Genomic DNA, 21,835 nt, shown 5'->3' with positions numbered 1-21,835 from the left:
GAAAGCCGTGAACTTGAGAACGTAAGCGCCGTTAGCCAAAACAGTCGGGTCAAAAGTCGCAACCGTTCCGTTGCTGACAGCAGCAGTTCCCCGATAAACTTCCTGGAACTTGTTGCTGCCGACGGGGGCGATTTCTAATGTATAGTATGCCAAATTGCTGTCGGCGATCGTGCCAACAATATTGACAGGCGCGGTAATGTCTGCATCATCTTGCAAGTTGATGGTGAGGGTTGGGGCGTTAATGTCAGTGGGGTCGATCGCACTTACAGTTTGAGACGCTTGATCGCACCTTTAATAAAAAATATTTCGATTCAGCAGCCAGCGAGCGAGCGCACTTTTGACGAGCTAGCAATTTAAGCAGAGCAATCGTGCGCTGCTCGATCGCCCATAATCAGAATGGGCGATCGAGCAGCGATTTTCGAGAGTGCAGCGGTCACCGAACCAAGGATTTTTTATCTGCTGGTGGCTGCACCAAAATCAATAATTGACTAATCAATTAAATTCAATTTTTCCTCGTAACCTTGCATGATTTTCTGCAAAACATTTTTTAGCAGCTTAAAGTCAGAATCTTCTAAGGAAAAAGTAATTGAAATTTCGTTATACCCTCTCAAGAAAGTTGAAGAATCAAAACGAATATTGAAGCTGTTACGACTAAGACTAATTGAATCGATCGATCCATTCATTCCAGAACACTGATCGTCGAGTTCAATGTAAATACTTTCTGTGTCAGGGAGAGTTTCTTTTATGTAATCTTCATCTCGTTCTATGATAAAATAATGTTCGCCCTCTTCTCCATCCGAAAAACCAATCCGAAGACTAGAATCACTAGCTTCAAAATCGCAACCAAAAAACTCAAGCATCATAAGTTTACTCTGGAACTTCATTTAGGTGGTAATTATATGATTGTACAATGATTTTCAGTCTTTGTTAACTTGACAATTAAAATTATACATTTTTTTACTTGTTTACCCATTTATTCTATTTTTTGACCACGGACGAGCCTCCTATTGACATCAGCAAGTATGCCGAACATATCCAGCACACTCGTGCACTATTGAACCCACAAATATAATATCTTTGTAGATTAAAAATCTTAACTCTCTTGTTTAAGTGAGTCAATAGACGATTAATCAATTTTTTTTCTACAAAACTTGACATTCTACAAAACTTGACATAGATTGTTTGCTGTCTAGTTTTAGATTGTCCCCAAAGTGACAAAAGCGTCTGAAGAAGGCGAACACTTCTCAATGGATGTAAAGAAATATTAATGTTTTTAAAAGAGTGATTATTCTATTCTTCTCCCACCTTGAATTATCATAGATTTGGTAGAGTCCTCAGCAGTAACTATAATCCTCAGTTGGGGATACGTTTCGCTTAACTGCTTTAGCACACCTGCTTCTTTATCTGACGCTAATCCTGATTTGCATGTACTACATGGCATTGTCTCAATGTGCATATATATAGTTTTTCCAACTAAATCATCATCAGTTAGATTGGAGGAGCGAATAGTGTTAACAATTTCATTACCAAGTTCTTCTTCAGCATGGTTTCGACCTTTAGCCACTTTTGCTGGGGATGTTATTTCACCTCTTGTAACTTCTCCAAGATTTATATGTGCATCAGGTGATGCTCCTCCAAAAACTTTAGTTTCAAGACCTGGTATATCGGTCACAGCTACACCTACTGTTCCGCCTACCACTTGTGGCTTACCTTTTTTATTTATAATAGTAAGTCTCTCAACTCCTGTTCGAGTTCGCAAATCTTGAACTTCTGCACTTAATCTCCTACTAATTTCAAGATTACCAAAATTACTCCCCAACCCCTTGACGTTGACCTTATACTTAATATTAAACCAAGTAAGGGCTGGTAAAAAAGGAAGAATATCCCACCAAGTAGCTTGACCTTTGGCAACATTAATTACACTTTGAGCCATGCCAAGCCCAGCACCAAATAAATCGTAACCCAACGCAGCTCTTGGCAACCAACTCGCCGTACTGAATTCAGCAAATGTAGTACCACCAGCACCAATCCACATACTAGCAATCGCCCCACCAAGCCGACCCAAGTTAAAGAAAATTCCCTTGTGATTATTTGTAGCTGTTTCTCCATATACTGATTGCCGAAGATGCGAACTAATTCCAAAGGTCAAAGCATCTGTTAAACCAGCAAAAAACTGATCGTACTTAGCAACAGCATCCCAAACGCTTCCTCCCCCAGCCACCGTTCCCACAGCACTCCCAGTCGTATAACTCAACCCAGCCAACACAGAATACCCTGCCATAGTTCCCAACAACTCTCCAATTGAGAAATACCCGCTAGGGTCAGTATTAACAACCGGATTAGCATGAGCGTACTGATAATCGTGCAAACTCATCGGGTCATCCAGCGTCCCCTCATAAGCATCAGCCGAAACAAACCTCCCCACCAACGGGTCGTAATACCGCGCCCGCAAATAATCCAAACCCGTCTCCTTATCCCGCTGTTCCCCAGCAAACAAATAAGCATTATTAGCACCGCCAGTCGATGCAATTAAATTGCCATAAGCATCATATGTATAGATATTGCTAACCTGTCCTGAACCATTAGTCAGCAACCGAGTAGAACCCAACCCATCCGAGTGATAAAACTCCGGCTGCATTCCTGAAACGCGACCCAACAAATCAAGTCCGTAGACATAAGAACCCTTAGCATTCCCAAGAGCATCGTACTCCTCCAAAACTTGATCGTAAGGCTGCAATTCATCAATCAAATACCGAGTCTCCACCCCATCAACAACCTTACCAACCCTAATTCCCTGCGCGTTATATTGATACCCAACATTCCGAGTAACCCCACCCTCAGTAACCGTCACCCCCACCAACCGATTCTCGCCATCATTCTCCCACCGATAAACAGTAGAATTGCTTCCAGTCACCTCCGAAATCAAATTCCCATTACTATCGTAAGAATAAATAGTGGCAACACCATTAGTTGTAGACGTAGATAGCTGATTCAAACCGTTGTAAGTATAAGTAGTTACCCCACTCACAGAATCAGTCTTACTCAACCGATTCCCCACAGCATCGTAAGTGTAACTAACAACCCGATTGTTCCCACTAGGGTCATTAGTAATCTTCTCCTCCAACAACCGATTCAAATCATCATACTTGTACTCAACCTTACGACCGCTACTTTCCAATACCTCCCTGCGGTTGCCAACAGCATCTACTGCATAATCGTAACTAGAAACAACCTGCAACTCCAGCTTCGTCACCGGGTCAACCTTAACAGTCTTCACCAAATCCAAACGACCCAAACTATCGTAGATACGAGTCTCAACTAAATTGTTCGGATACAAAGTTTTCCAGAGATTCCCCAGAGAATCGTAATCATACATCACCGTCCCCATATCCGGCGTACTAACCGTCTTCAAACGCCCCTCAGAATCATAGGTATAGCCAGTCGTGCGAGTCGGAGTCTTAACCTCACTAACTTGCCCGGATTCATACTTATATTCAATCGAATTCCCGCTAGCAAGATAAGGACCCACCGGGTCTTTTCGAGAAATTACCTGCCCCAAACTGTCATACTTGTAAACAGTCGCGCCCCGACTGTCAGTAATTGTTTCTTCCAACCCATTTGTAGCGTAAGTAACGCTAACAGTTGCACCGCTAACATTCTGATACTGCTTAGCAACAACTTGATTTTGGTCGTTGTAAGTATACTTAACCGTCTTGTTATTAAAATCCGTAATCGTGACAGTGTTAGCCACATCATCGTAAACAAAAGTAGAACGCTTATTGTCCGGTCGAATTACAGCCTTGCGGCGACCTTTCTCATCGTATTCGTAAGCCGTTACCTGACCCAAAGCATCTTTAACACTTGTCAAATTGCCCGCACTATCGTAACCGTATTCAGTACGCTTTTTCAAAGCATCAACAACAGCCTTGAGTTGTCCGTTAGCATCGTATTCAAACTTAGTAGTTTTGCCATTCGGGTCAGTTGTTGCTGTAACCTGACCTTTACTATCATAAGTAGTAGTAGTCGAAGTTCCCCCAGCAAAAACAGTTTCAGTCTTGCGATTTCCAACTGTATCGTAGGTATAGGTGATGTAATTGGTAGCATCAAAACGAGTGAGACTGACGCGGCCTGCTGTATCGTATTCGTACTCGGTACGGTTGCCATCAACATCGATTTCGGCTTTGACTTGCCCGTTCTTGTAGTATTCGGTTTTATTACGGGAATTGCCGACTATATAAGCAGGCGTAGTGTCGGGATAAACAACATTTGTCCAGTCAATCAATTGAGGAGTTTGACCCGGAGAAATAGCGTTCAGCAATTGCTGTACTTGATTGGGTGTTTCTCCTGGATAAATAGTTTCAGTCAGCCGTCCCGCGTCGTCGTATTTGTAGTGAGTAACTCGTCCGTCACCGTCGATAGTAGCCCTTTGGCGGCCACCTTTATCGTAAACAGTAATCGTTCTGGGATTGTCGGAGTTGGTGAGAGTATCGTCAGGATAAATGGTTTCGACTAATTTACCTTGGGAGTTGTAGCGGTATTCGGTACGGCGATTCCCATCAATGCTGGCACTTTGGCGGCCATTGCTGTCGTATTCGTAAGTTGTAGTACCCCCAGATTGGGTAATTGACTTAATTTTTCCTTCTTTGTCGTAAGTCCATTCTGTTACTAATTCTTTCTCTCCAGTGGGAGTTGCTACTTTCATTGTTTCCCGCAGCATATTCCCGTTGCTGTCGTAGGTGTAGGTAGCTTTGTTACCGGATGCGTCTTCTAAGTTAGTTACGTTACCTCCACCATCGTACTGAAAGCGGGTGATGTTATTAGCAGCATCGGTGAGGCTTAGAATATTTCCCCTCATATCATAACTATGCTTAGTAACATTCCCCTTGGCATCCTTAGTCGTCAGCAAATTGCCACTCGGAGAATAAGTATAACTCGCAGCATTCCCCAACGCATCAGTCTCAGTCAAAACCTGTCCCCGACTGTTATAAGTCCACCGCGAAACGTTCTCTAACGCATCTTTCTCAGTTAATTTATTCCCCTTCGCATCGTAAGTCCACTCAGTAGTTGCCCTCGCTTCAACCGGATTGCCAGCAGCATTTAATTCGCTAGTAATTACACTTTCAGTCAAAACGTTGTTGTCGGTGTCGTAAGTCCTATCAACCCTCTTCCCTAACGGGTCAATCTCAGTTAAAACATTCCCGCGACTGTCGTAAACGTAAGTCGTTTCCTTACCAAAAACATCCTTAACCTTCTGAATCGAATTATTCGGATCGTAAATCAATTCCACCGCCGACCCATTCGCATCCACCATCTGCTTCAAACGCCCGGATTCGTCATACTCAGTCTTGACTCCACTCCGTCCCAACGAATCAATAACCTCAGTCAAAAAGTGCGGTCTGTCCTCATCTTCATACTCAAACCGAGTTGCATTATTCTCCCTATCCTTAACAGCAACCAAATCCCCTTTCCCATCGTATTCGTACTTAACCTTCTTCCCATCCGGGTCAACAACACCGACAATCCTCCCAGCAACATCCCTCTCAAAACTCACCGACTTACCCGTACTGCTAGCAATCCCCGCATCGCTAAAAGTCAGCTTATTCCCATTCGCATCAGTAGCAGTCAGCAAATCCCCAGACTTCGCATCAATCTCGTAAACCAATCCCTCTTGGGTAGTCAACACATAAACACTACCAAAAGCCGGATTTTCAGGATTGAAGGGCTGCCCGTTGACTCCGTAATACTCGCCGTACTCATTCCGTATCAAATTCGCATCCTTAACAGTCAGAGTCACCGTCGAACCCTTTTGAGACTCAAAAGCCGGCTTGTACATCGCAGCCCCCGGCCCAGCAGCCCCCAAATACTGATTCAAATGACTCGGAGTCGGCTTAAAAGTAAAGGTTTCCCGCTTGCCTCCGGGTAGGGTGATGAATACCTTAGTCTTGCTATCAAATGCTACGGTATTGATGCCCAACTCCTCGTAAATCGGGTCAGCTTTCAGCGAAGTCTTCAAATCAGTATCCCGGAACTCCATCCGCCAGCCGTAACCGAAATCATCGCTATTATTCGCATTCAAAGAATCGTAAGTCCGAGTCACGTTAATCGGAATTCCCGCCACCGGAACCGTCAAATCAGTAAACGATAAGCGGAAATTCCCCAATTTCAAATCGCCCGCAACATTCACCGTTCTTTCAGTAGTCGAACCGTTACCGTTAGTATCGAAAGCCGTGAACTTGAGAACGTAAGCGCCGTTAGCCAAAACAGTCGGGTCAAAAGTCGCAACCGTTCCGTTGCTGACAGCAGCAGTTCCCCGATAAACCTCCTTAAATCCTCCGCCATCGCCCGGAATTTGCCCGCCACCAACTGGCGCTACTTCCAATGTATAGTATGCCAAACTGCTGTCAGAAATCGTGCCAGTTATATTGAATGGCGCGGTGATTTCTGCATCATCTTCCAGGGCGATATTTATAACAGGCGCGTTGACATCGGTGGGGTCAATTGCTGCTACTTCTTGAGTCGCATTCCCCACATTACCAGCCGCATCTTTAGCAGTGGCAATTGCGATGATTGGATTTGAATTATTTAACTTGACAGTTGCCTTGCCTTGTGCATCTATGACAACCGGAGTGCCGTTAATAGTTAAGCCCAAAGACTCGACTTTGACATTATCTACAGCATTGACTGTAAACGTAACCGACTCGCCAACATTAGCCGCATTCTTGCTGGCAATTAAGTTTACTTTCGGGGCGACAGTATCGGCAACAACGCTTAAATTGTAGGAGACAGTAACAATCTTGCCAAAGGTATCGGTGATGGCAATTTCGACTGGTTTAACCGTACCGACATCACTTGATTTAGGAACCCAACTAATGCGGCCGAATTCATCAACACTCATGCCAGTTGGAGATTGTACCAAAGTGTAAGTCAGCAAATCTCCTTCAGCATCACTGGCTTTCAAATCGTAGCGGTAAGTAGCGCCCGTTGCTACAGATTGCTGTGCGGGCACGGTAGGAATAACTGGTGCCGAATTCGCCCTCGCAGTTAATGTAAAACCTTGGGCCGCCCCCAAGCCGCCGGCATCGAGGACGCCCACTACGATTTGATGGTTGCCCGCAGTCGGATTGTCCCAAGTCAGCAATCCAGTAGTCGGGTTTATTGCTACGGATGTCGGGGCTTGCAGCAATTGATAGGTCAAACTGCCGCCGTCGGGGTCGGTCGCCCTTACTTGATAGCTGTACTGACTCCCCAAAGATGCTGCAAATAGTGGAGTCGAAACTACAGCCGGAGGTTGGTTGATGGCGGCAGTTCCTACCTGTATGGCAAACTTCTGATTTCCCGCGCCTCCTTGGGCGTCAGTTGCGAAAACTTCTACTTCGTAAGTACCGACAGCATTGGCACCCGGAGTCCATTCAATTAAACCGGTGCGGCCGTCAATCTTCATACCCTCCGGTTTGGTTCCCAAACTGTAGCGCAGGGCATCGTTTTCCGGGTCAGTTCCCAATACCTGATATTTGTAAGTTTGGTTCGTCCCGGCAACCGTCACCGGCACCGAAACAACGGCCGGTGGCGTGTTAATCCCCGTTACCTTTAAACTAAACTCCTGCCCGGTATAGGAACCCAGGGCATCAGTCGCCCGCACCGCCACGGTATGTTCCCCAATTTGGTCGGGAGTAGGCTGCCAACTCAACCCCCCAGTTTTCGGGTCGATTACCATACCCTTGGGGGCGCTGTCAAGACTCCAGAACGTCGGGTCGCCGTCGGGGTCGGTAGCGGCGAGCCCGTAGCGGTAAACTTTTTCTAAATTAGTTACCGTATCCGGTACCGAAGTAATGGCGGGCGGGCGGTTGGTGTTGGAATTCGAGACAGAAACAGTCCAAGATTGGGTGTCTGTGCCGCCTTGCCCATCGCTAACCGATACCGACACTGCGATGGGGCCGGTTTGGGCAGCAGTCGGAATCCAAGAAACCAAACCCGACGCATCAACAGTCATCCCCACCGGCTTTGCAACCAAAGTAAAGGCTATCGGATTGCCGTCGGGGTCGGTTGCAGCGAGTTGGTAGAAATAACCGCTGCCGGTGCGGGCTGAAGTGCGGGGGGTGGAAGTAATGTCGGGCGGGCGGTTGGGGATTGCCTCGATTACCTGCAACGGCACTTCCAGCTTGGATTCTGAGCCTTTGCCGTCGCTGGCAACAACCGTGAAAGCCCTCGCGCCCAACTGCGCCGCTGTCGGCGTCCAAGTTACCAAGCCGGTAGTTGGGTTGATGGAGACGCCAGCAGGCGCGCCCGGTTTCAGCGCGTAAGTAATGGTATCGCCGTCGGCATCGTTTGTAATTGCCCGGTACTCGAACCGCTTGCCGACTTGGGGTTGCAAGTCCGACGGCGGTGTGGAAGCAAACAGCGGGGGATTGTTGGGCGGCACCAGTTCCACTTCAACGTACTGCAAAGTTTGGCCGCCCTTGCCGTCAGTCGCCCGCAGGACGACATTGAACTTCACCGCAGTCGGTGCCGCCTCTGGGCGACCGAAAGCAATCAAGCGATCGCGCGTCGCCCGCAGTTCTTTATAATATTCTTCGACCTGGGCTGCCGTCGGAGTCCAAACTACGGTGCCGTTTTTCGGGTCAACGCTCATCCCAGGGGGACTCAGCACCAAACTGTAAGTTAACTCATCCGCATCCGGGTCGGAAGCCAAAGCCCTGTAAACCAAGGGTTCTCCAGCTTTTAGCCCGAAGGGAGGCGCTACTGTCAAGAAGGTGGGGTCGGAGTTGGGCGGTTCTTCGGCTTTGTGGACGCCGAACAGGTGGGTAAAAGTTTGTCCCGCAGCGGTGACGGTATCTGTGAAAACCGAGGTACTAGGGGCAGTCTGCACGTAACCGCTGGGCGCTACAGCCCGCACTTTGTAAGTACCGGCTACTAAGTTGTCAAAGGTAAACTGATAGTTGGTTTGACCCAGACTCGACTCAGAATCGTTCTTTTTGGTCAACTGCTTCGGTTCGTCCGGGTCTAGTATGCCGTTGTTGTTAACATCCAGGTAGACCGGCACGTTTTCCATTAAAGGCTCTAGAGTGTAGCGGGGGTCAAAACCGCCGAAAACGCTGCTTAGCTGGTCGATATCGCTCAAAATTACCGCCTCTGGGTCGATTTTTTTGAGGGTATCCAGGGTCGAATATTTGCCGATTCCGAAGGCTGTCAGACCGATGCCAGCATTTTGCAAGTCAGTCCGAACGGTTGCTGCTACGGCGGCGTCCAAAGCGCCGTAGCCGTCGGACATGAAGATAACGTTCTTATCTCCCGGCATCAAAGGAACTAACTGGTCGATCGCCTGTACTGCTTTGGTAAAGTCATTGTGACCGTTGGGTAAAGTGTAAGTGCCACTTGCCAGGATTTCCCGGATATCGGGGATGCCGTTGTTGTTTTTATCTGCCAGGGGCGTCGTGTAGAACTGAACTCCCGGCGTTGCGGGGTCCATATCTTGAATTTGGGCAGTGTCTTTGTGGGGAATCAAGCCGATATTGACTCTATCTCCCAAACCTTGAGCTATTAATGTATCGATCAGAGTTAGGGTGGCGGCGACTTGAGCCTTGAGAACGTCATCTACTCCAGCCGGGCCATCAAACGGAGCAGCCGTGCTGCCAGAAACGTCAATTGCCACCACGATCGCCGGATTGTTACCTTTAACTAATTTAGAATCGCGGAAACCGTTGCCGTTTAAATCGTCGAACACGGCTCCCTGAATTTTACCCAAAGCACCGTAAGCATCTACGGTAAACTTTTGCAATCCCAATCCGCCGCGCGGGTCTGCCACCTCCACGGTAAAGTCAGCTTTGCTTCCGGGCGAAATATTTTCCGGGAACCACAGCAACTCTCCGCTATCGCCGTTAATCAATGCTCCCAGCGGGCCGTCCACCAAGCGGTATTTGAGTCGGTCGCCGTCCGGGTCAACCGCAGCTAACTGATAGCGGTAAATCTTGTCGTCGAGCCCGAAGCGGACTATGGGGTCGCTGACGATAACCGGATTGCTGTTGGTCGGGTCGGGCCACACCCGAATGCTGTATTCTTGCAAGTCTTTGCCGCCCTGACCGTCTGAGGCTTCCAACTTCACGGGATACAAACCGGACGAACCCCCCGCGTTGCTGCCCGTTTCCCCCGTTCCCGGAGTCACGATATCGGCTGCCGTTGGCTCGTAGCGAAAAGTGCGGAATTGGTAATTGACCGGGGCGGTGGAACCGCTGCCCTCTATTAACAGAGCGTACTCTCCCGTGGCTGGCAGTTCCGCTTGCAAATCGCTGCCGAGCCAATTATAAGTAACCTGCTTGTTGTCAGGACCGATTAGCTTCCAGTAATTTGAATAATTACCGACAATAGAATCGACGAACAAGCGATCGCCTTTCGTACCCTCAAACTTGTAAAACTTGCTTTCAGTGCCGGATGCCAGCGTACCGCTCACCGGCACGTTAAACGGCATTTCACTAGCAGAGGACATTTCCAAAAGTTGGAACGAGTAGTTTTGGTCTGTTGCTTGCTGGCCTTCGATTGCCAGTTGGTACAAACCGTTCTGAGTCAGAGTAAGCGGTTCGACATCGGTGTACTGGAAGTTGGGTTTAGTAAATACTGTTTTCCCAGTCGGGTCGTATAAAGTTGCAGAAACATTAGTTCCCACCATGCCGTTGAAAGCCACCCGCAGGCCTTCCACGCCTTCAAAAGTGTAAACTTTGGCCTGCGTTCCGTTCGTCGTGTCGGAGACGACGGTGCCGGTTGCCAAGTAATTGACGGACGGAGCTCTCAAGTTGTTGGGCAACTCGGCGATGCGGAACTGGTAGTTGCCATTAGAAGAGAGGGAATTATAGCCGTAGATTTGCACGGTGTATTCCCCTGTTTGCTGGAGGGTCAGGGGAGCCGAATTCGCGTTGGTATCTTGGTTGTCGAATACTCTGGTGCCGTCGTGGGCTATCAACCTTGCTCTGATTTGCCCGTTATTGTTGATGCTGCTGTTGTTGATGCTGTCAAAGAAGATTTGAGTGCCGGCATTGGCAGTAAACTTGTGGTTGATGGTGCCACCGACCGCAAGCGAGCCACTAATTACAGAATTGAGTCCGGCATTAGTTACTGGTGCCGGCGTGCTGTCGGTCGCGTTAAAACTGTAGCTGACAGGTGAAGAGTTGTTTCCGGTAACAGCTAGGGTGTACAAACCTGCTGCCGGCAGCGCCACCTTAAAGTCTGGCGAATTAAGAGGCGGGGAAACTATTGCTTTGCTATCGGGTCCGTAGAGAACCCAATTTCCATTGTTCCACGCAGCAGCATTTAAATCGAAGTTTAATACTTGACCCTGACGGCCGGTAATTTGATACAAATTAACAGACCCCGTTTGAACCGTGCCGGTATTGGGGGAAGTCAAATTGAGAGGGGAAGAGGAGGCCAAATCGCTCAATTTGAAACTGTAATTGCCCGTGTTATTGTCGGTGGCGTCAACTACCAGGCGGTAAGTCCCGCTGGCACTCAAAGTTTGCGGCAGCCAGTCAGCGTTCGGATTGAAACTCGAATAACCTAATGTGCTAACAACCGAATTGCCAAAAGGATCGTAAAGCTGTACCGACAAATTGCTGCTGCTAGTGATACCGTCAAAAAACAGCTTTTGCCCGACTTTTCCATCAAAAGTATAGGTATCTTTTTCGCCGGCTTTTGTGATGCTTTGACTGACAGTTTGACCGAGAGTTAAAGGCACTGTTGTTAACTCGGGCCTTACCACTTTAAACGAATAATTGTTATTGGGCTGGTTTGAACCGACTAAAACTAACGAGTATTCGCCAGTAACGGGCAAAACTCGTTCGTCATCGCCCGCCATACCTGGAGAGGCCAGCAGCTTGCCATTGGGGTCGTAAAAGTAATAGTAACCGAACGGATTTGTGGCAGCCATATCGATGTAGGCGTAGCTGCCTGCTGCACCTTGAAACTTGTAGGTTTTAGCTTCGAGCTTGCTCGTGCCGAAGTTGCCAGAAATCGGAGAATCTAAAGTCAAAGTTTCGCCAGCCGCCAAATCGAGCAAGCGGAAACTGTAAGTATCTCCAGCGCGATCGCCGGAGCTATCTACAATCAGTTTGTAATTGCCTTGTTTTTCGAGAATGACAGGCGGCTGTCGGTCGTCCTTGGCATATGGGTAGCCCTTATACGCATTGCCAAAAATCGTTTCCCCATCCGGATCTACCAACTTTAATGTCAGATTTGTTGGGGAATTTTCCAAACTGTCAAACCACAGTTTTTGACCGATCGTTCCTCGAAAAGTGTAGGTATCTTGTTCTCCAGGTTCGCCGATCGTACCGCTAACTGTATCGCCCACATTGTAAGGTGCCGTAACGAGATCCGGCGTTACTACTTGCAGGCTGTAATTGTTATTAGCGGCGTTTTTACCGGAAAAAATTATAGTGTATTCGCCAGAGTTCGGCAGCTTTATCGGCTCGCTAACAAGGTACGAATTTAGCTCGTAGTCAGAGGCTAAGTTCTGAGAGAAAAGCAGCTTGCCGTCGGGCTTGTAAACGTAGTAGTAGTTGTAGCCATCTCCCTGGAGGCGATCGAAATAGAGTGATTGACCTTCAGTGCCGTCAAACCGATACGCAATCGCTTCCCGCTTGCTCGTGCCGAAGTCCCCCGTAATCGGAGCATCTAAAGAAGTAGGAATTGCTGCTGTCGAATCGAGGAAGCGGAACCCGTAAGCACCCGTATTGTCGTAGGAAGCGTCTACCTTTAAGGTGTAAGTTCCAGCCTCAGTTAAAGTCAGTAATGCTTCAGAATTGCTATCGTCGCCCAGATTGTAATTCTTAATAGGATTTGGGCTGGTTGGCGAATATAAATAAGCGGTAATGTTGCTGTTCGGCAACAAGCTATCCAACCACAACTGTTGACCGGGAGTACCTGTAAAAGTGTAGGTATCTTGTTCTCCTGGTTCCACGATCGCACCCGTTATTGTATTTCCAATTGTGTGAGGTTGGGTGACGAGATCGGGCGTTACCATCCGCAAATTATAATTGTTATTAGTTTGGCCGGTTCCGTTAAAAACAAGAGTGTACTCGCCGGAACTCGGCAGCTTTCTCGGTTCAGCAGTATTGTAGGGTTCGTCATAGCTCAAGTCCTGATAGAAAAGACGCTGCCCGTCGGGACTGTAGACATAGTAGTAGTTGGACCCACCCCCCTGGAGGCGATCGAAATAGACAGGTTGACCCTCAGTACCTGTAAATTTATACACGATCGCTTCGCGCTTGCTCGTGCCAAAATTGCCATCAATATTTACATCTAAAGTGGTGGGTTGTGCGGCAGCCGCTAAATCGAGGAATCGGAAGCTGTATTGTCCTGTAGTATCTGTATCGCCATCGATTACAAAGCGGTAAGTACCTGTCTCGTTCAAAACAGTCGGTTCGCGATCGTCCCCAATATATTGAGTCCATAACTGCGCGCCGCTCGGGCTATACAAAGTACCCCTAATATAGCCCGCAGCGAGGAGGCTGTCGAACCACAAACGCTGACCTTCCGTACCCGGAAAAGTATAAGTATTTTGCTGACCGGCCTTGGCAATTTCCCCATTCACGGTATTGCCGATCGTTAGGGAAGATGTAGTATCCGTGGGAGCGACGAGCCGCACGCCGTAATTGTTATCGGTGTAGTTGTTGCCAGCAAAAGCGAGCACGTACTCGCCGGAACTTGGCAGTTTTTTGGGTTCGCCATCTGAGTGCAGGTAGTTAAAATAAAATTCATTTCCATCAGGACTGTAGAGCTTGTAGTAGTTGTACAAATACCCATCAGTGCGATCGAAATAGAGGCGCTGTCCTTCCAAACCTTGAAACTTGTACAAGACAGTTTCTCGCTTGCTCGTACCGAAATTGCCGGATACAGTTTTATTATCCAAGCTGGTTAAATTTGTTGCGCCCGTATTGTTGTCAAGCAGTCGGAAGTTGGCTGAAGTTGGCGACGTATTATTTGATTGCAGCACCAAATAGTATTCGCCGTCAGCTTCTAAAGTCTGCAATTCAATATCGCCTGATAAATCTCCGGTATAAGCAACTTGCCGCCCGCTCGAATTTAACAACTTTGCCGTAACGTTTGTACCGCTAGTATTTAAACCGTCCAACCAAACTTTTTGACCGACTGTCCCCGTGAATTTATATGCTTTCGTTTCCAGAGGATTTAAGGATACATTGATGGGGGCATTTAAGGCGAGCGTTGGCGATGCTTTGAGGTCAACCAATTGGAAGCTGTAATTGCCCGTGGTAGTGGCAGGGTAACCGTAAACTTGCAGCTTGTAGGGGCCTGTTTGCGTTAGTTGATAGGCACCGCCGTCGCTCTGGCTGTCAAGATTGTTAAAGACAAAATCATTAGTGCTGTTTGGCTTTAAAAGTCTCACCCACCGCCCTGGAGCGTTGCTTTGACCGTCAAAATAAATTAGCGTTCCAGGTGCGACAGTGAAGGAGTTTTCATCCACTTCGTCCGGTGCTGACAGCGTACCGCCGTAGGGCATCCCCAACCCGCTGTTGGTTGTAGCTGGCGGTAGGGTACTGTTGGCTTGGATGTTGCTGTAGCTGACCGGATTTGCCGAAGGATTCCGCAGTGCCAGGATGTAAGTGCCGTCAGCGGGCAGCGTGGAGGTGAAGCCAGCGTTAAGGTTGGCCGAGCCGACCCTGTTGCTTTCGTTGTAGTAGCTTTCAGGGTTCAGCAGGTTTTGAGGAGCGTACAGCACCCACTCCGCACCGGAACTCGCGCTAGAGCCGGCGAACGTCAATTGCTGTCCTGCCGTACCGTTAATCTTATACAGGACGGTTTCTTTTGCAGCCAGAGAGCCGCTTACGGGGCTTCCCAACGGCAAGGACGGTGCCGCGTCAGAAAGAATGAAGCTGTAATCTCCAGTTTTACCGTAAAGGCCGTCAACGGTCACCTTGTAAGTGCCCGGTTCGGTGAGGGTGAAGGGCGGGCGGTCTGTACCCGTGTTACCGTCCAAAACCAGCTTGCCGCTGGCGCTCTCAATTTTAACGGTGATATTGCTGTCGCCAGTGCGGGGGTCGAAGTACAGCGTTTGACCGACATTACCCGTAAAGGTGTAGACATCTTGTTCTCCCAGCTTGCTGATGCTGCTGGTAACGGGGGCAGAAAGCGCCATCGGGGCGGGGGGCGAGGTCGTGGTAACTAGCTGAATTTGGTAGTTGACGGGCGTGCTGTTTTCTCCCCTCAGCATCAGGTAGTAAGTTCCATCTCCCTCCAGGGGGTATTCAAAATCGGTGGAAAGATTTACGTTGTTAACAAGTACGCCATTGTTGGAGTTGTAGAGGCTCCAGGCGGCAGTGCCTGAGTTTTCTTGACTGTCGAAGTAAACGCGATCGCCTTTGGCTCCTGTAAATTTATAGAACTGTATCGCGCTCCCAGGATCTAGCGTGCCGGAGGTCGGGCTTAGGGCATTTTTTTGCAATACTGGCGCGGCGTTGATATCTATCAGTCGGAAGCTGTAAGGATCGGTCGATTCTCCCGAACCGTCTACTGTCAGCGAGTAGGTTCCAGACTCAGGCAAAATGACAGGACTCCTCCAATAGTAGTCGTAGTACAAAGGGCTGTCTATGACTTTGGTACCGCTTGGGCTAACTAAGGTGGCGCTGTTGTTTTGCGTCTCCATCAGAGTATCGAGGAACACTCGCTGTCCTTTAGTGCCACTAAAAGTGTAAACGTCCCGCTCGCCTTTTTCGCTGATGGAACTCGAAATAGGAACGTTAAATGCCAGAGTTCCAGGTTGCACGTCGGGAGTAATTACTTTGAACGAGTAGTTAACCGGAGTGTTGTTATTGTTGCCCCTGATTGCCAGCGTGTAAGTGCCTGTATTTGGCAGCACCTGTTCGATATCGGTATTCAGGTTCTCGTGACGGATTTGGTTGTTCCCAGAATCGTAGAGAGTCCAGTTTGTATTTGCAGTTCCCCCCGGCGTATCTAAAAAGAGGCGCTGGTTTTTAGAGCCTGAAAACTTGTACAAATGCGTTTCCTGACCCGGGTTGAGGGTGCTGCTGACGTTGGTATCCAGGGAAATGGGCGTTGCAGCATTCAAGTCGAGAACGCTAAAGCTGTAAGTACCCGTGTTTTCTGCGGTTCCATCAATTTCTATGCGGTAAGTGCCGCTCTCTTTTAAAGTAATTGGCTCTCCATCGTTAGCGTACTGGAGAGGATAAATCGGCAGAGCGGCATTGCTGGGACTGATAAGTTGTGCTGTGTGCGGCCAGTAGTAATTCGTGTCATCTTGTTTGTAGAACAGCCGATCGAAGTAAATGCGCTGTCCGACTTCTCCGGTAAATGTGTAGAAATCTGTTTCGCCTTTTTCCTTGAGTTCCCCGTAAACGCTGTTGGGCGAGGCGTTGCTGCCGGGGACGATGGGTACGGTGATGTCGTCGGGCGTGACAATCTCGAACGAGTAATCGACGGTGCTGGTAAAGCTGGAGTTGCCCCTGATGGCGAGCACGTACTCGCCGTCATTCGGCAAGTACAGTTCCATATCTGCTCCCGAACCGGGAGACAGGACTGGTTTGTTGTCGGCCGAGTAGAGTACCCAATCGAAGCCGCCGGTGTTGGTTTTGTTGTCGAAGAACAGCTTTTGACCTTTGCTGCCGGTGAAGCGGAATAAGTCGTCTTCCGAACCGGGGCTGAGAGTACCTTTGATGGTTGTATCGAAGCGAACGGCGGGTATCAAGCCGAGGTCGATAACGCTGAAGCCGTAGCTGCCGGTAGCGTCGCCGCTGCCCGACACGACTATGCGGTAATTGCCCGTTTCTGTCAGGTTGAGAATTTGATTGCTTCTAAAGTCGGGGAGCGTGGATATTTTCGCACCGCTGGGGCTTTGGATGTCGAAGTTCCAGTTCCAATAGTTGTTGCTGTATTGCAGCGGGTCTATGTAAATGCGCTGTCCGGCCGTGCCGCTGAAGGTGAATTCGTCTCTTTCCCCTGGCAAGCTGATTTTACCCAGTACCGTATCTCCCAGCACGAGAACGGCCGGCGGCGTCCATTCCACCAGTCCCGTATTGGGGTTAACTTTCATGCCTTCAGGGCCGAGAATCAGTTTGTAGCCGATTGTATCGCTGTCGGGGTCGGTGGCTTCTGAGTCGTAGCGGTAGGGTGTATTTATCCAAGCATCCACCACGGGCGTCGAAGTGAAAATCGGCGGCCGATTCGGCGGTTGGTTGACTGCCGACAGGGTGTAGGTAAGTGTGGTAATTCCCCCGTTCCCGTCGTCCGCTTGCACCGTCACCGCGTGGTTGCCGATATCTCCCGCCACCGTCGGCCAAGCAATCCTTCCCGTTACGGAATCTATCTCCATTCCGTTCGGTTTTTCTAACAGGGAATACGTAATTGCATCTCCATCCGGGTCAACAGCAGCAGCGGTATAAACGTAAGGTTTTCCAATTACTACTTCCGTATCTAAAGTTCCCGAAAACTGCGGCGGTCGGTTCAATTCGCTCAAAAATACCAAGTCGTAACTGAATCGAATTCCCGAGGGATTGTAGAATTTTAACGTGCCTGGAAGCGTTGTTTCTCCCGGTTTTAACAGGCCGTCCCCTACGAGTGAAGTTGCGTCGTAATAAACAATTCCATCCGGCGTAATTCCCGAGGCATCTAACAGCCTGACAGTGGGGTCGCTAATGTTAGTTACTCCCACCAACAACCTGTCGCGCAGCGGGTATTGCCCGATATTTTTTAACGCTAAATCGGCGTGCAGAACTTTGGTTGTAGAGTTGAACGATGTCTGCCCGTACTCGGTGGACACGCCCCCGGAAACATCCTTCAAAGCAGCGAAGTCGATCGGGGTGTTGTCGGGTACGGTTCCTGCGGGTGTTGTCGGCATCGGTGGCGGTGCTGCACCGGCTTGAACGTTAATCGAGGCGATGCCGACTTTGGTTGCCGCGTCGCTGTCGTTGTTGACCAATCGCACTTGCAGCGTGGCGGCGGTTCCGGGCGCGATTTGCGACAAGTCTATACTAATTGTAGAACCGCTGAAGGTGACGCCAGGAGCCAGTTGGGGCGGCAGACCTTCAGTAATGTTAAAAGTAGCGTTTTTGCCGCTAGAAATAGTACCGATTAACGATTTACCTGTCGAGTCCAATAGCGATATTTCAAAGGCGTCGTTAATCGATTTTGGGTTGGTATCAGAGGTGTCGAGATTGAGTCCGACAATGCCAATTTCGAGGGTTGAAGGGGATGCTGGGATTGTTAAGGTACGCTCGTAAGTGTTGGCAAATGTCGTTCCTTCTACCAACCAAATTGTATCGGGGTTCGGTTCAGTTGGCTCTACCAAACTGTTGGCGTATTCTATCAGTTGTTCTCCCAGCGGAGTATTGCGCCATTCTTTGGCAGGATTGATAACTGCATCCAGCGGCGCTGCGTTCCCGGTGGCCCCAATTACCGTGAAGATAAGGTCATTGTAATCGCCGTCAGAGTTAGCGGCTGACATATCTTCGAGGGCAAAAGTGTTCCCCGTACCTGTTACATCGGCGACCTGCAACACGTAAGATGTATCGTTGGGATTGGCTGTAGCGATACTGAATAAGGGACGGTTTTCGGGGAACCAATTTCCCGAATATGAGGATTCGAGGGATGACTGCACTGTACCGTTGGGGACTAACATGACGGCAAAGGTGTCGCCTGGAGTCATGTTGAAAGTTTTGATACCCTGATATTCGCCGCTGTCCCAGTCTCCGTCGAACGGCATCGCACCGGTGAATTTTGCCCCTTCTATGCTGTCGCTAATTACAATGTGTCCGTCGGTGGAATTGCTTAAAACTCTACGGGATGCTTCGGCAATGAATTCTGGAGTTCCGGGTATAAATGCGGACATTCCTGCCAGGCTGAAAATGCCGAGTTCGCCTTCGTAGCCGCCGCCGTCAAATACATAGTCGAATCTGACTTTTCCTTGGTTATCTACAAGAAAAGTCCCGGGGATTGGTAAATTGGCTGTTGTTGTTATTGATTGAAAAGTTGGGGAATTGGTATTGGTTTGGAAGTTGCCGGTACTCTGTGTGGAATTGGGTTGAGTGTCTGCAATATTGTCTGAAAGTTGAGCAGATTTTTCTGCCTCTAACGGCAGCAAACCGCTTGTTATATCTGCTCTTTGGGGCGCAATTTCAGTATCAGAATCTGCAGGTAGAACAGCGACAGTTTCTATTGGATTTGAATTACTATTATAAGTGTTTGAAGTCGGTTCGGGTGGGGATTTAAGAGTTGAGGGTGCAACGGTTGTTTCGACTTCGGCTTCAGTTATCTGTGTCGTAACTGCTGCTGTCTCTGATGGAGTTGAGAAGAGTGCAGGGCTTTTCTCGGTTTCTAATTCGGCTGCTGTGAAGGTAACAACTATGTCCCGTTCGATTGTACCAGCAGTGAATTCTGCTGGCTCTAGCAAATCGGTTTTTGTCGGCAATTGTTCGCTTTCTTGTTCTGCTGTTCTTTCAGGAAAAGCGCTCTCATTTTCCACCGTACCCGACGCATCGATTTCTGTGGGAATAATTGACTCGTCTTTTGTTGGTAATTGTTCGGCGGCGCTAGAAACGTTGGAGTGGGTTTCTTTTGGTGATTGTTCGCCAACATTAGAGACAAGCGAGTCTGTTTTGGCAGGAGATTGTGACGCAATGGGAGCGGTAATTGACTCTGTTTCTGCGGGCGGTTGAGAAATGCTTGCAGTTGCAGTTTGGTCGGTTTTAATTAATTCAGCATCTGCTGATTGATTGACAATAGGTTCTGTTTTAACTGGCTGTTTAAGTTCCGAAACTGAGTCAGTATTGTTCGGAGATTTTTCTGGGGTTTGAACTGCTGTCGCTGTCGTCACCGCTACATTTTCACTGGCTGCTGTTTTTGGTATTGCAGCAGGTTCGGTTTTTAATGGGTCAACTTTTTCTGAATCATTCTGTTTGTCAGTTAAAGCTTGACTGGCAGTTTGTACTGGGTTTGTGGAATCGGTTGAGTTGACTTCTGGGTTGATATTAGTGTCAGGTAAAACAGGGTTAGATGCGGGTGGAATTAATGGGGCTGTTGGGGGCTGTGTTGTCAGCGGTTCTTGAGAATTTGAACTGGGTTTTTCGGTCGCTATTGCATCGATTGTTGGGGATTTTTTGTCTGAGTCTATCAGGGTGCTAGCTTCGGCAACTGGAAGCTGTTTTTCTGAGTTTTTTGTTTCGGAAGTCGGGGCAATTGGAGCTGTTTTATCGGAGTCTATTTTGTCGGAAACTTCGGCAGTACGAGATGGTTCGCCTGAGTTGGTTTTCTCCACAATTGTGGAGTCTTGAGATTGCTTGTCTGAGTCTATCTTGTCGTCAGCTTTGGCAACTGGGGACTGTTTGTCTGTAAAGGTTTTATCGGTTGAGGGTATGTTTGGGCTAGCCGCAATAGTTTCGGTTAAATTTGTTACTGCAATAGTTTCGGATTTTTCTGATGAAGTTGTACTGCGATCTGGTATTATGTTTGATGCAGTTGCAGGTGATGTTTTGTTGGGTTCTGATTCGCTTTTGAGTGTAGCCTCTGACGATAAGGGTGTTTTTATATCTTCGGGTTTTGAACTTGTTTCAGCGGTTGCGGGTAATGGTGTTTTGGGAGAAGCTTTTTCGCTCGTTGTGGATGTAGTTATAACGGGTGAGGTTATTGGATTCGGGTTGGTCAGGGAATCTCCTGAGTCTGAGTCGAATTTGCCAATTAGGGGGTCAATTTCAGAATTTGCTGCATCTCTGGGGTTGCTGTTAGTTCTGAGCTCGCTGATGGTAGCAGAAGATATGCTGTGAATATCGGAGGCTTTGTTAGTAATAAAAGCATCGGTTTCGGCTCGACTGAATTCGGATTGTGGCGGCTTTGCGGTTTCTATTAAGTTAGGTTGTTCGGAGTTTTCAGAAGAGCCGGGAGTTTGATATAATAAGGTTTTGTGAGTCGGAATTCCCGGCAGTTGTGGGGCGAAAGTTGGGGCAAGTCCGGGAATTAAGGATTCCACTTCTATTAAAGGTTCTCCAATCGGGTCTGTTAAAGGCACTCGCTTGCACTCCTGATTTGAGGGTTAAATTATAGTTTTGGTAAGCTTGGATGCGTCACTTATCTTTTTGAGGAGATGCGAGTTGCAATTTTCCCGCTTTGGTCGAGTCGCCTGTTTGAATGGAGTTATAAGGCGAATACGTACTCCTTAAACGACTGTAGCCCGCCTTCGCTATTGTTACTCGCTTTCGCTATTTATTGAGTCCTAGACTCAATTTATTCAGGACTCGGCTCAATTTATTCAGGACTCGACTCAATTTATTCAGGACTCGATTCAACGGGTCAATTTTGACACTATTTGTAGTGGTAAGGCGGGGAGCGGCGCATCATACAATTCGGGTCTGTGCGTCCAGGACTATTATTATTGATTGTTTGCTTGATGTTCGAGTTCTCAAACTGCCTGTTGTAGGGTTGACAGTCAAGGTAGGGGTTGCAAAATTTATGCTTTTGCTACTTTTTTGGGGAAAAGGCAATCGGAACGGCTTTGTTAAAGTCATGGCTGCACCCTTGATTTTTAATTGATTTGGCGCGAGCGCCAATTCGAGCGAGGAATTTTTACTTGCACTTACTCGAATAACGGCAAGCGAATTGTTGCTAGCCCTTATTATCACTTAGGCTCGCTTATAAATATATTAGTGTAAATACAGAATTTTCTAGTTGTTGCTGCTGCTGCGAGTCAGGAGATATTTCCGTATATTTACTGATAATTGTTAAACTTATGTCAAGTTTTTATGAAAATAACTGTTTTCATGGGAGAAAATAGTTGATTCAGGCAGGAAAATACTTAAATTACGCAGGAAAATACTTAAATTAACTTTTCCAC

The 21,835-nt window shown here is 48.1% G+C and carries 4 protein-coding genes; 1 reads left to right on the top strand and 3 read right to left on the bottom strand.

Translation table 11 applies throughout. The features are described from left to right. On the bottom strand, positions 1 to 216 hold a 216-nt coding region (locus WBA89_RS27460; protein ID WP_424410806.1), incomplete at its 3' end, for a hypothetical protein. On the opposite strand from WBA89_RS27460, the gene WBA89_RS27455 reads away from it, so the two are divergent. Then, on the top strand, positions 211 to 357 hold the full coding sequence (locus WBA89_RS27455; protein WP_194061011.1) for a hypothetical protein: 147 nt from the start codon (positions 211 to 213) through the stop codon (positions 355 to 357). The genes WBA89_RS27460 and WBA89_RS27455 overlap by 6 nt on opposite strands. A 131-nt stretch (positions 358 to 488) precedes the next feature. On the opposite strand, the gene WBA89_RS27450 is transcribed toward WBA89_RS27455, so the two are convergent. After that, a complete protein-coding gene (locus WBA89_RS27450) occupies positions 489 to 863 on the bottom strand; it encodes a hypothetical protein (protein ID WP_194061010.1) in 375 nt (124 codons plus the stop codon). 422 nt (positions 864 to 1,285) lie between these two features. After that, the gene (locus WBA89_RS27445; protein ID WP_424410805.1) at positions 1,286 to 21,013 is read right to left on the bottom strand and encodes a putative Ig domain-containing protein; all 19,728 of its coding nucleotides are present in this window, start codon (positions 21,011 to 21,013) and stop codon (positions 1,286 to 1,288) included. Between the last annotated feature and the right edge of the window lie 822 nt (positions 21,014 to 21,835).

Source organism: Microcoleus sp. (assembly GCF_049646505.1).
Taxonomy (GTDB): Bacteria; Cyanobacteriota; Cyanobacteriia; order Cyanobacteriales; family Microcoleaceae; genus Microcoleus.
This window is presented reverse-complemented; position numbering and strand designations above follow the sequence as displayed.